Origin of the sequence: Alkalibaculum sporogenes (genome assembly GCF_009362815.1) — a bacterium.
GTDB lineage: Bacteria > Bacillota > Clostridia > Eubacteriales > Alkalibacteraceae > Alkalibaculum_A > Alkalibaculum_A sporogenes.
Map to the genome: position 1 here is coordinate 174890 of NZ_WHNX01000003.1, position 13452 is coordinate 188341.

Here is a 13452-nt window from a genome sequence, read left to right on the forward strand (position 1 = left end):
ATGCATTATGATGGAATAGTAGAGTATATTATATGGTATCTCTTTCATTGACAAATGAAATGATAAACCGTATACTAAATATAGTTGGTATACCAAAGGTATATAATTTATTTTTCTAGCTATAATAATTACATTTGAATTAATTGAAATCTAAAAGGAGTGATTTAAAAATGATGGTTTTTGAAAGATTTATCCCATTCAAAAGGTTAATTGTATCAATTATACTTCTTGGATTAAGTATTGTTATGAACCTTGAAAGACGAATATTTTCTCATATCGCAGAAAGGTTTAAGGAAAAAAATATGATAGTACAAATCAAACTAAGAGACAATTCCTTAGGTCGATACTACATATTTAAAGACGGAAAGGTTAAATCAAAAGGTGGGTTACATGAAAAGCCTGATGTTATTATGTCTTATGAGTCACCTGGAGTTATGCTTAGAGTCATGTCACCATTTAGAAGTCAATTAGAGTTTGTAAGTGCGTGTAAAGCATGTCAACTAGAAATGTGGGGTCCTGATGAACTATCTAATTGGTTTGCTATGACACTAAATATGCTATTAACTGTAGGCACTAAATACGGAACAGATATGGGCAAAGGTGTTATGCGCTATACGAATAATACCAATGGTGGTCCAGTATTTGTCTACGTAAAGGCAGGAAAAATTATACGAATTACACCTATAGATTTCGATGATAAAGACGCAGATCCTTGGACGATTAAAGCTAAAGGCAAAAGTTTTACTCCACCCAAAAAGACAACTGTTAGTCCTCATACTATGGCATGGAAATCTATGATCTATTCTCCTGATCGTATTAAGTATCCTATGAAAAGGGTAGATTTCGATCCAAATGGAGAGAGAAACCCTCAAAATAGAGGTGTTTCAGGATATGAAAGAATAAGTTGGGATGAAGCTCTTGATATAGTAGCAGGGGAAATAAAGAGAGTGAAAAAAGACCATGGTCCAGGGGCAATTATGAATGGAAGTGGATCTCATCATACCTGGGGTGCATTAGGATACTGGCTAGGAGCGAGAATAAGGTTTTTTAATACCATTGGATGGACACCAATTGCTCACAATCCAGATAGTTGGGAAGGTTGGTTTTGGGGTGCGACTCATCACTGGGGACATAGTTCTCGAAATGGTGGAGGGGAAGCTTATAGCACAGTAGAAGACTGTATGCAAAACTCTGAAATGGTTGTTTTCTGGTCTAGTGATCCTGAGTCTACTAGTGGAGTTTACGGTGCATCTGAAGGAACAATTAGACGTATGTGGTTAAAAGAACTAGGAATAAAAATGGTACATATTGATCCATTCTACAATCATACTGCAGCTTTGATGGGTGGAAAATGGATTGCACCAAAAGTTGGTACAGATAGTGCCATGATTTTAGCTATTGCATATGTATGGATAACAGAAGATTTATATGATAAGGAATATGTAGCTACTCGTACGATAGGGTTTGATATATGGAAAGATTATATCCTTGGCGGAGATGATGGTATTCTTAAGACTCCAGAGTGGCAAGAGACAGAGACTGGAGTGCCAGCTAAAGATGTTCGCGCATTAGCTAGAGAATGGGGAACGAAAAAAACATATCTAACCGCAGGTGGTATTACTGGTTTTGGTGGAGCATGTCGAACAGCTACTGGAACAGATTGGGCAAGAGGTGTAGTGTGTTTAATGGGAATGCAAGGTATGGGTAAACCTGGCGTAAATATGGGAGGTGTACAACAAGGTACTCCTGTAGATACGAGATTCTATTTTCCTGGTTACGCTGAAGGCAGCATGTCGGGAGATTTTACAGGTCCTGGTCATGGTACTACATTGTATCAAAGGATGCCACAGCTACCTTCTGTAAATACAGTCAAACAAGTAGTGCCACGTTTGCGTATACCGGAAGCAGTAATCGACGGAAAGACATCAGGGTACTCTACAGATCCTATGTCTATTGAAGGTCAATTTTTTGAATATAAATATCCTGCTCCAGGTCATTCGCCTGTAAAGATGTATTATAAATACGGTGGATCACATTTTGGAACTATGCCTGATACAAATAGGTATGTAAATATGTATCGAACAGATAGCTTGGAATTTGTTGTAAATCAATCTATTTGGCATGAAGGAGAGTCAAAGTTTGCAGATGTAATATTACCTGCATGTACAAACTTCGAACGTTTTGATATCAGTGAATTTGCGAACTGTGGTGGTTATATATTTAACTCTTTTACACAAGTGAATAATAGAGTAGCTGTTATGCAACATAAATGTATCGAACCTATTGGTGAGTCTAAATCAGATATCGAAATATTCTTAGAAATATCGAAAAGATTAGAATTAGCAAATCCGTTTTCTGAAGGTCATAGCGAATTTGACTGGTGCAAACGTTTCTTTGATGCAACAGATTTAAAAACTAAAATATCTTGGAAGAAGTTCTTAAAAAGAGGATATTATGTAATACCGCCTACTACAGAAGAGAGTAGAGATCCTGTATCTATGAGATGGTTTGCTGAGGGAAAAGAAAAAGATACACCTGAGTTAACACCTCTTCCAGGAGATTATACTGAAGAGTATAGGAAAGGATTACAAACCCAATCTGGTAAAATAGAATTTGAATCGTCTAGCTTAAAGCGTTTCGATCCAGACGATCCAGACAGACTTCCAATAATGAAATACGTTGCTTCATGGGAAGGACCTAGTACAAAGGAACTTTACGACAAATATCCCCTACAACTAATGTCGCCTCATCCTAGATATACTTTCCATACCCAAAGTGATGGGAAAGAAAGTACCATTAATGATATTTCTGAACATCGTGCACTTATTGATGGATACTACTATTGGATTGCTCGAATTAATGCAAGTGATGCAAAGGCTAGAGGTATCAAAGAAAATGATTTAGTGAAATTATATAACGATAGAGGTGCTGTTATTTGTGCAGCAAAATTAACTGAAAGAGTACCACCAGGAACCGTTCATTCTTATGAATCTTCGGCAAAATACGATCCTGTTGGAGAACCTGGCAAATCAGCAGACCGTGGTGGTTGTATCAATCAATTAACCCCTAGTCGAATGATAATAAAAAAATCCCACGGAGCAGGCTATATGTCTTGTCTAATTGAAGTGAAAAAATGGGATGGTAAGGAGGTGGCAATATGAAAACATGGCATATGATTATTGACGTTGAAAAATGTGAAGATTGTAATAATTGTCTTTTAGCATGTAAAGATGAATATGTAAATAACGAATGGAAGGGATACTCAAAACCCCAACCAAATCTAGGTCAAAAGTGGATCAATGTACAAAGAAAAGAAAGGGGTACATTCCCTTTAATTGACGTAGCATATAGACCTACACCGTGTATGAACTGCGATGATGCCCCTTGTATAAAAGCGTCAAAAGGATGCGCTTCCAAGAGATCTGATGGGATTGTAATTATAGATCCTGAAAAATCAAAAGGTAGAGAAGATCTAGTTAAATCTTGTCCCTATGATGTTATATGGTGGAATGCTGAATTAAATATTCCTCAAAAGTGTACATTTTGTGCTCATCTAAAGGATGAAGGCTGGAAAGAACCAAGATGTGTTCAAGTATGTCCTACAGGGGCTTTACGAATAGAAAATTTAACAGATGAAGAGTTTAGTCAAATAATAGAAAATGAGAAGCTAGAAGTACTTCACAAAGAACTAAAAACTTCTCCAAGAGTATATTACAAGAATCTATACCGTTTTGAAAAGTGTTTCATAGTAGGAAGTGTAAGTATAAAGAAGGACGGCATTGTCGATTGTGCTGAAGATGCAAGAGTAGTGTTGTATAAAGAAAAAGTCAAGATTGAAGAATCAATAACAGATAATTACGGAGATTTCAAATTTGATAAATTAGATGAAGATAGTGGAGAATATACATTAGAAGTATCTTATAAAGATAAAAAAAGTAAAACTATAACAGTTAATGTAGCGAAAAGTATTAATGTTGGAGAAATTTTATTTGATTAGGATATATATAACTTAATATTATCTTTAAGAATAACCCTATACAAAAGATATTAATTATTACTCAACCAGATTTTTAGGTTAGTGTAATAAAACCTGTTGCACAACAAATTGATTATCTGATATGCTATGTAACAGCATAATAGTAACAAGATTGAATGGTATTTACCCGGTCAGGGTTGGCGAGGCTTGTAGCGGTTGAAAGAACCAGAAGCCCCTTCAACCTACGACGGGAGTTTTAGTGCCTATTAATGCGGGATAAATACCTTATATTTATAATACTAGATATATAAAAGATAGAAGAATTAATAATAAATAAAAGTAAAATAAAAATAACTAGAGAGGTGGAATACAATGAGCAATTTAAATTCTTTAAATATGAGCATTGCGCAAATACGATATTTTATTAAAGTTGTGGAGTGTAATAGTTTTACAAAAGCTTCTCAACAGTTAAATATGTCACAATCCTCTATTAGTAAGAATATATCCTCTCTAGAACAAACTTTAGAATTACAACTCTTTATTCGTGAGAATAAAAGAATCATAATTACAGAGGCAGGAATCTATCTATATAAAGAATTTAAAGAAGCTATAAAAAAAATTGACCAGGCTATTGACGAATCACATATTTTACAAGGTGGATACTCTAATAATTTAACAATTGGTGGACTAGATGCACATAGACCAGATGCCTTTGTTCTTCCACTTGTAAAGAAATTTAAAAAAGTCTATAAAAATATTTCAATTCAAGTAGAAAATTGGTCGGTGCAGGACGTACGCCATAAACTTATTGATGGTGAGTTGGATATTATTTTTACTGTTTTGTACGATGTTGAGCAATTAAACAAAGAAATTTTTGATTATAAAGTTGTAGCAGAATGTACTCTGAGCGTAGGTATGTTAGAAACTAATCCATTATGTGAAAAATCTGAAATAACTATTTTAGATTTAAAAGACTCTCATTTTGTATCGATTTCACCACAATATACGCCTAGCTATAATCACCTATTAAAAGAAATTTGCACGTCACATGGATTTCAACCAAAGATTACATATTATACATCAAGTGCCAATTCGCTAATTTCTAATCTTCGTAATAACAAAGAAGTTTTTATCTGTGATGAATTTTATAGAGACTATTTGAATAAGTCTGTCTGTTGGAAACCTTTGAAAGGAACGATTAGTGGAATTGCTGTAGCTTGGAAAAAGGATAATAAGAAAAAAAGTGTTAGGCTATTCATAGACTCTATAAATCTTTGATTTTTATCCCGCATTAACAAGCACTCTTACTGAATAAAGTTTCACTAAAAGTTGTTTTCTATTAAAAATACAGTGTGAATAAATTTGACCAAATGGTCAAAGCTATGTGTACTAAAACATAGCTATTTTTTTATTTACAACAATATGGTAATTGAAACAATTTATAATATTACTAAAAGATTGAATTCTAAGGAAAATACTAAGTTAATGATTCACTATCTATAAACGCGCCAACTAATAAAAATGCATTCCATTTTGGAATGACATGATGAAATTTTCTCGCTGTAATAAGAGCATAAAATATTGTAACATTAATAAGTAAATCAAATTTATAGTTATTAAATACTACGAGGATGGTGCAAAAATGTCAAAAGAACAATTATACAATGACAGAGTAGATCAAATATTAACTACTGTAAATCACGAAGAACCGAAGAGAGTACCGATAGTTTCAATGTATGAAACATGGGCAATTTCAAATGCAAATAGTACAGTAAAAGAAATTGAAGATAATCCTGAAAAAGAAATTGATGTATACTGTAAACCACATGAAGAAATTTACTGTGATTGTGTTTATACAAATGGTTTAGTTTTTGATGCTAAAAGTGCTGAGATTACTGGAAGTAAGAGTCACTTTATATCTGAAGATGGGCAGACAGTTCAGCATTTAGAGATTTCACCTATGGAGGCTAAAGATTATCCAGAATTAATTAAGAATCCTATGGAATTTATATTTAATGAAGCTATTCCTAGAAAATGTGCAAATCTGAGTAAAACTCCAGATGAAAATTACGAGACATTAAAAAAGCTGTTAAATCACTGGAAAGTAAAAGGTCAGGTTCAAAGTAGATTACAAAATGAGTTAAAGGATAGACATGGATTACCTGTTCTTGTTGGTCCCATAGCATACCCACCAATGGATATTGTATTTGACTATTTAAGAGGATTTAAAGGTATTTCCTTAGATTTAAGAAGACAACAAGAACAACTATTAGCAGGTATTGCAGCGTTAGATGAATTTGCTTATGATATTGCAGGGATTACACCAGGAATTGAAAAAGTTGAACCTTTTCCATTCTATGCTACTATGATGCATGTTCCTACGTTTATAAGCATGAAACAATATGAGAAGTTCTTCTTGCCTACTTATGAAAAAATGATTTTGAAAATTAATCAATTAGGTGGAAAAGTAATAATGTTCTTAGAAGGAAACTGGGAGAGTAAATACGAATGGTTAAATAGTTTACCTAAAAATATGGCTATTGGTATTTTAGAAGATGACGATGTTTTCAACGCAAAGAAAAAAATTGGTGATAATATCACAATCGCAGGTGGTATGTCAATAGGGTTACTTCAGAGAGGAAGTAAAGATCAATGTATTGATCACGCGAAAAAGGTTATAGATGAATGTGCACCCGGCGGAGGTTATCTCTTTACGTATTCAAGAATTTTATCATCAAAAGGTGATGTAAATATAGAAAATTTGAAAGCTGTAAATGAATTTGTTAGAGATTATGGAGTTTATAAATAGGAGGTAATAAAAATGGAAAATGACAAAACTATTTTAGAGTTATTTGATAAATTACAACAAGAAGAATTGGATTTTTTACCACCAGATGAAAATGTTAGAAAAGGATTTATAACATTTCTAAAGTTTATGGTATTAGCATCGTAAACTAAAAGGCTGTTTTATCCCAAATTAACAGGCATGAAGACACCCATCATTGGTTGTGCGGGCATGTAGCTACTTTCAGTTGATACATGCCTAGCCAACTCTGACAGGGGTAATACCATTCAATTTGTCTTACCTTTCAGGCTAAATAAATTGAGTATTGCCTCACTTAAATTTCTAGATAAAGAAAACCCCTACTGAATAAATTTTCGCTTTATAGCTAGTTATAATATACAATAGAATAAATAACTTCAAATAACACATACTAAAAATTCAAGCGAAATAAGTTGACAGTGAATTGACAATATTGTATCATGAATACGTAATGAATATATATGGTATACCAAAGGAGGGTAAGTTATGAATTTAAAAGAATTAACGCAATCTGTTGGAGAATTAGAAGAAGAAAAAGTTCTCGAAATGCTTAATAATTTTGTTGCTTCAAATCCATCTGAAGAAGAAGCAGGAAAAGCTGTTGCAGCGTGTCAAGAAGGAATGGCTGAAGTAGGTGATTTATTTGAAAAGGGAGAATATTTCGTAGGAGATCTCATTTTCGCTGGAGAATTATTGACGGAAGCAATAAATGTATTAAAACCTGTTATCGGATCAGGAGATACTACTAAGGTTGGAACCATAGTACTTGGAACAGTACATGGTGACTTACATGATATTGGAAAGAATATATTCAAAAGTATGGCAGAAGCTGCAGGGTTTGAGGTTCATGATATTGGAATAGACCAACCAGTACAAGCTTTTATAGATATTGTGAAGGAAGTTAAACCTAATATTGTAGGAATGAGTGGAGTACTTACATTAGCTCTTGAGGCAATGAAAGATACGGTTGATGGATTGAAAGAAGCGGGACTAAGAGACAGTGTTAAAGTTATTATAGGTGGTAACCCGGTGACGAAAGAAGCTTGTTTACATATAGGCGCAGATTCATTTACAACAAACGCAGCAGAAGGCGTAAAAATATCACAAGGATGGGTGAAATAGTAATGGTAGAAAATGCACAATCAAAAAATCAACTATTTATTGATATTGACGAAGGTAAAATCCCAAAAAGAGTACCTGTTTATACATGGATGGATATCACTTATATCATGCAATACGCTGGAGTAGATTTAAGAAAAGCCCAATGGGATGTAGATAAATTTAAGGATATGATTGAAATTGGTGCAAAATCCTTTCAGTCTGATATCAATCCAGCAACGTTTACAAGAATACAACCAGTTTACAACATATTAGGTGCACAAAACTTTGTTATGAGTTCTGAAGGACAAATACAGCATCCAGAAATTACAGGTATGGGACCCGAAGATTATGATGAAATGATTGCAGATCCATACAAATATACTCACGACAAAATATTACCACGTTTATATAAGAATTTAGATACTACTCCAGAAGAAAAGGCAAAAGTATTTGCAAAAGCATTTAAAGCTCATAGTGACATTTTTGGACAAATCTTTGCTCATCATGATTTAATGAATGAAAAATATGGACTGGCAAATGATAGAGTAGGATGCCAAACTGTAGCGCCTTTTGATCAGGTAGCTGATCAATTTAGAAGTTTCACTGGAATAAGTTCTGATATTAGAAGATGCCCAGATAAAGTAGTAGCAGCTTGCGAGGCTGTAACACCAATGATGTTAAAAGCAGGTGTAAAACCTCATTCATCACGTCAAAAAAGAACTTTTATACCATTACATATGGCACCATACATGAGAGAAAAAGATTTTGAAAAATTCTATTGGCCGACTTTTAAAGCACTTATAGAAGGACTATGGGAAAATGGAGCTGCTCCATTATTATTTGTTGAACAGGATTGGACGAGATATCTGGATTACTTAAACGAGTTACCAGCAGGTACACAAATGATGTTTGAATATGGAGATCCAAAGGTTATAAAAGAAAAAGTAGGTAAAAAACATATTGTTACAGGATTATATCCATTAACATTATTGGCACGAGGAACGAAACAAGAGTGTATCGATAAGGCAAAAGAAATTGTAGATATTCTTGCACCAGGTGGTAATTATATATTTACCTTTGATAAAGTAGCAATAAATATAAAGGATGCAAATCCAGAAAATATAATCGCAGTTAATGAGTTTGTAAAAGAATATGGTGTTTATTAAAAAGGAGGAGCAAAAATGGAATTTAAATCAGAGTATTATACACCTTGGTCAGAATACGAAAAAACAAATAATGTTAGCCCTGACAATGCAGATGTGATAAAAGCCAACACTCAAACTTATGAAGAAATGGTTTTTGATTTCACCATGTGGTTGATAATGTAATAAATTGAGCATAAAAAGTACTGCTTTATTATGTAAAAACGTTACATATTAATGAAAAATTAATATAATTTATGTAATCGTATCCTCTTCAATAGAAGAGGATTTTTTAGCGCGAAAGCAGTGAGCCAAGCGAAAAGAACTTTTCGCTTATAGTTTTTTTAAGAAATCAGGCAAATGGGTTGCCAATTTGGATGGTTTCGTAAAAAACAAATGAAAACTTGTTTTCATTTGGCGAATGCCCGAGTAGAGAGGAACGAGGGTAGCGAGTTACTCGAGTTTTTCGAGCCAAGCGAAAAGGTACTTTTCGCTTATAGTTTTTAAGAAATCAGGCAAATGGGTTGCCAATTTGGATGGTTTCGTAAAAAACAAATGAAAACTTGTTTTCATTTGGCGAATGCCCGAGTAGAGAGGAACGAGGGTAGCGAGTTACTCGAGTTTTTCGAGCCCAGCGACGGTTATGACGAATAGAGTTATAAGAAATAGGCAAAGCCTGATTCTTATGGTTTATATTAAAAAACATAAGTTGAAGAACTAGAAGAGTGATTGACATTTTAAAAGATTCCAAGTATACTTATTGTACAAGTGGTATACCACTCGTACAAAATTTCAAATAATCATATACAGAGGTGGAATTAGTGGTTAGTCTAGAAGAAGCTAGAAAGACAATCTTGAAAAACACAGTTCAATTAGAAGCTGAAACAATAGAGATAAGTGTATCATTATATAGAATATTGGCAGAAGATATTTATTCTGAAGAGTTAATTCCACCCTTTCACAACTGTGCTATGGATGGTTATGCGGTTCTTCATTCAGCAATCATTGGCGCTTCAAAAAAAGAACCTATGGAATTAGAGCTCATAGGACAATTAACTGCTGGTTACACTACGCAAAAAACCGTCGGAGAAGGTACTGCTATAAAAGTGATGACTGGAGCACCACTACCTGATGGGGCTGACACAGTTGTACCTATTGAAATTACCTTTGAAGAAGGAAACAGGGTTAAAATATTTAAAGAAATTGCAAAAAATGATAATATCAGATTTGCAGGAGAAGATGTAAAGCCAGGTCAATTACTGATACATAAAGGTGAGAAAATCACTCCATATGTAATTGGAATGCTTGCTGCTCTTAATAAGAAGTATATAAAAGTCACTAGGGTTCCTAAGGTAAGCTTAATATCTACAGGGGATGAGTTAAGTGATATAGGCAAAGTTTTATTACCTGGTCAGATAAGAGATATTAATACTTATAGTCTATCTGCTCAAGTGGTAGAGAATGGTGCGAACTTAATTAATATGAGTAGAACAAAAGATGATCGTGATGAAATTCAATCTAAGTTAGAAGCTGCACGTGGCTCAGATATGATTATTATCTCTGGAGGAGTATCTGTAGGAGATTGTGATTTTGTCAAAGAGGTACTTCATGATATGGGTATGAAAGAGGTATTTTGGAGAATTGCAGTAAAGCCAGGAAAACCTGTTCTATTCGGAATATTAGACAAGACTTTGATATTTGGATTGCCAGGTAATCCAGTTTCTGCTGTAGTAGCATTTCAACAATTTGTATTACCTGCTCTATTTAAAATGAAAGGAAACAATACAAGTCCTTGGAAAGAAATTACTGCGATTTTAGAAGAAGATATAATAAAGAAGAGAGGTTTATTCCACTTTATAAGAGGTAAAACAACTAATACCGAAGATAAGACTTATGTTAAACCTTATAGCTTACAAAGCTCAGGAGCATTTAGTTCAATGATATTTTCAGATTGTCTAATTATGATGCCTGAAGAGCTTACACACGTAAAAAGTGGGGAAGAAATAAAAATACAAATGCTAAATTAGGAGGTGTTGATTATGGTTCCAGTTATTTCTATTGTAGGTAGAAGCAATAGTGGCAAAACCACATTAATTGAAAACATTATACCTATTTTCAAAGAAAGAAATTTGAGAGTAGGAACAATTAAACATGATGCACACCGATTTGATATAGATCATGAAGGAAAAGATACATGGAGAATGGCACAGTCAGGAGCAGATAAGGTACTTATCTCTTCTAAGGATAAAATAGCAATGATAGAAAAACCAATAGAGGAAAAAAGTATACATGAATTAATACAGGAGCATTTTCAACATGTAGATATTGTTATAACAGAAGGTTATAAACAATCAAACATTCCTAAGATAGAGGTAATTCGTTTTAACTTACCAATCATACCTAAAAGCAATAATCTTATAGGCATTGTAGACAATAGGATAGAAGAGAATAATCCAATAAAAACCGACGTAGAAGTATTTGATTTTAATAATTATATACAAATTGCAAATTTTATTGTAAAATATTTATTTAGTACAAAGTAGTAAATTAAACAGTTACATATATTTAACACAAAAAAATATAGTAAGGAGTTTTATTAAGGTGGATAAAATTATGGAAAAAGAACCTTCCAAACAACAACTTGCTTATGAAAAGATAAAAGATTCAATTATTAAAAATGAATTTTTACCTGATACCTTGTTGGTTGAAAGACAATTATGTACAAACATGGATATAAGCAGAACACCAGTAAGGGATGCGTTGAGGAGGTTAGCGGGAGAAGGATTAGTTGAATTTATTCCTGATAAAGGAATGTTTGTTTCAAGGATTAGACTTGAGGATATTATTGAAATTTATGAATTAAGAGAAGCTCTCGAATCAATGGCAGTCAGGCTGTTTACCCTTAGAAAGACAGAAGAAGACCTAAAGATAATGGAGGGATGTGTTGAACAACAAGAAAGTTCGTTTAACAAAGGAGATTATTCATTATCCGTTGCAAAAGATATGGAGTTTCACGAGGTATATATTAAGGGAGCAAAAAACCTTAGAATGGAGAATTTTTTAAGAACCATACATGATCAAACAAATAGAGTAGCGTTTTCCACGACAAATGATCTTGAGAGAATGGAAAGGTCAATTCATCAACATAAAGAAGTATTAGAAGCTATTAAATCTAGTGATGAAGTACTTGCTGAAGAATTGATTAAAAAACACATAATTGATACAAGAGAATACCATATGTCAAAGTTTTATTTAATTAGATAATGTACTCAGGCAAAAGCACGCGAAGCGTGCTTTTTTGGTATGCAATAAAGTATTGATTTAAGTGTTATTAAATTAATGTAACGTCGTGGGTGTCTATACTATCTGGATTATGTATGGAGATGATGTTAATCAGATTTAAAGGAGTGTTAGACTTTAAAGGTATTAGTAGCTAAAATTAAGTTATAAGCATTCGTTACATATATGTCAGGGTGTAACTTGTGATGTGGGAAGGAATTTTTTCGCAAACTATGCAAAGCATTACATATGTAAAATACCTTGCGCTATTTTTTTATAAAAAATGGAAGGATGATGAAGATGAGCATTAAGGTACCTATTACAGAAGAAGACAAAAATAAGAGTTATTTTAAATACTATGAAATGGAAATGGCAACTCCACCTGCTGAAAAATATGAGGAGATTAGCAAAGGACCTATTGCACAATCAGAGGCATTATTAATACAAGATAGAAATGACTTATTTAAACCAGGTTATCTTGATTGTGAATTTGGTTATACAATTATGGAGGATGGCACTGGTTATGTTGCAAATCATACATTTATGCCTGGTGTAACTGGTGAAATGCTTCAGTGGTGGTTTGCATGGCATCCACTTGATCCCCTACGTTATGCTATTTGGGATAATGAAGACCATTTTGGAATTGAAATAAGTGATGAAGTTAGAAAAAAAATAATGAATCCTAACATACCTTTAAAAGAAAAGTCATGGGGAGTTACTCATGTAGTTCAAGAATCTACTGGAGGGCCATCAACTCAAATAGAAATTATGTTTCAGTACCCTAAGGATTTAGGATATGATCAAGAGCAAATTGGAACAGACGCATGTAGCTTTATGGTTTGTGCTAATGGACTATCTCTAATGCCTGATGGAAAAAAGTCTGCCGCAGTTATGACTCATATGGCACGGGATATAGAAGGTGGCGTTGAATTACGTTCGCGTTTTTGGATGGGATACCATATTATCCATGGGCAACCAGTAAAACTTATTCCTGATGGATTTAGACTTCCCAAATTTATTCCACAGGAATTGATTGGTCATAATGTCAAAGAATACACGAATCTAGCATCGATCTTACCAAAGGTATATGCAGAAGAAAAAAATAAATGGTAATGTAACCACAAGATAAA

General features: G+C 33.5%; 12 protein-coding genes. All 12 read left to right on the forward strand.

Annotated elements, in window-relative coordinates; all coding sequences use genetic code 11:
- Nucleotides 1-170 precede the first annotated feature (170 nt).
- The 12 genes from GC105_RS02810 to GC105_RS02855 all read left to right on the forward strand — a co-directional run bounded on the left by GC105_RS02810 (nt 171) and on the right by GC105_RS02855 (nt 13435).
- On the forward strand, nt 171-3161 hold the full coding sequence (locus GC105_RS02810; RefSeq protein WP_246169674.1) for a molybdopterin-dependent oxidoreductase: 2991 nt from the start codon (nt 171-173) through the stop codon (nt 3159-3161).
- Entirely contained in the window at nt 3158-3997 is an 840-nt protein-coding gene (locus GC105_RS02815) for a 4Fe-4S dicluster domain-containing protein (RefSeq protein WP_152801466.1), read from the forward strand. Before GC105_RS02810 ends, GC105_RS02815 begins: the two co-directional genes overlap by 4 nt.
- A gap of 351 nt (nt 3998-4348) precedes the next feature.
- A complete protein-coding gene (locus GC105_RS02820; protein WP_152801468.1) occupies nt 4349-5254 on the forward strand; it encodes a LysR family transcriptional regulator in 906 nt (301 codons plus the stop codon).
- 364 nt (nt 5255-5618) lie between these two features.
- The gene (locus GC105_RS02825; RefSeq protein WP_152801470.1) at nt 5619-6785 is read left to right on the forward strand and encodes a uroporphyrinogen decarboxylase family protein; all 1167 of its coding nucleotides are present in this window, start codon (nt 5619-5621) and stop codon (nt 6783-6785) included.
- A gap of 12 nt (nt 6786-6797) precedes the next feature.
- Nucleotides 6798-6929 carry a hypothetical protein gene (locus tag GC105_RS17420; RefSeq protein WP_281350060.1) on the forward strand — a complete coding sequence of 44 codons (132 nt, stop codon included), beginning with the start codon at nt 6798-6800 and terminating at the stop codon, nt 6927-6929.
- Between the two features lie 357 nt (nt 6930-7286).
- The gene (locus tag GC105_RS02830; protein ID WP_152801472.1) at nt 7287-7922 is read left to right on the forward strand and encodes a cobalamin B12-binding domain-containing protein; all 636 of its coding nucleotides are present in this window, start codon (nt 7287-7289) and stop codon (nt 7920-7922) included.
- A complete protein-coding gene (locus GC105_RS02835) occupies nt 7910-9067 on the forward strand; it encodes a uroporphyrinogen decarboxylase/cobalamine-independent methonine synthase family protein (protein WP_246169675.1) in 1158 nt (385 codons plus the stop codon). Before GC105_RS02830 ends, GC105_RS02835 begins: the two co-directional genes overlap by 13 nt.
- Nucleotides 9068-9082: 15 nt before the next feature.
- On the forward strand, nt 9083-9229 hold the full coding sequence (locus GC105_RS16775) for a hypothetical protein (RefSeq protein WP_193708257.1): 147 nt from the start codon (nt 9083-9085) through the stop codon (nt 9227-9229).
- 626 nt (nt 9230-9855) lie between these two features.
- Entirely contained in the window at nt 9856-11070 is a 1215-nt protein-coding gene (locus tag GC105_RS02840; RefSeq protein ID WP_207706925.1) for a molybdopterin-binding protein, read from the forward strand.
- 12 nt (nt 11071-11082) lie between these two features.
- Nucleotides 11083-11586 carry a molybdopterin-guanine dinucleotide biosynthesis protein B gene (gene mobB, locus GC105_RS02845; protein ID WP_152801477.1) on the forward strand — a complete coding sequence of 168 codons (504 nt, stop codon included), beginning with the start codon at nt 11083-11085 and terminating at the stop codon, nt 11584-11586.
- Between the two features lie 58 nt (nt 11587-11644).
- Nucleotides 11645-12307, forward strand: coding sequence for an FCD domain-containing protein (locus GC105_RS02850; protein ID WP_193708258.1), 663 nt, complete (start codon nt 11645-11647; stop codon nt 12305-12307).
- Nucleotides 12308-12622: 315 nt separating this feature from the next.
- A complete protein-coding gene (locus tag GC105_RS02855; protein WP_152801481.1) occupies nt 12623-13435 on the forward strand; it encodes a DAPG hydrolase family protein in 813 nt (270 codons plus the stop codon).
- Nucleotides 13436-13452: the final 17 nt, after the last annotated feature.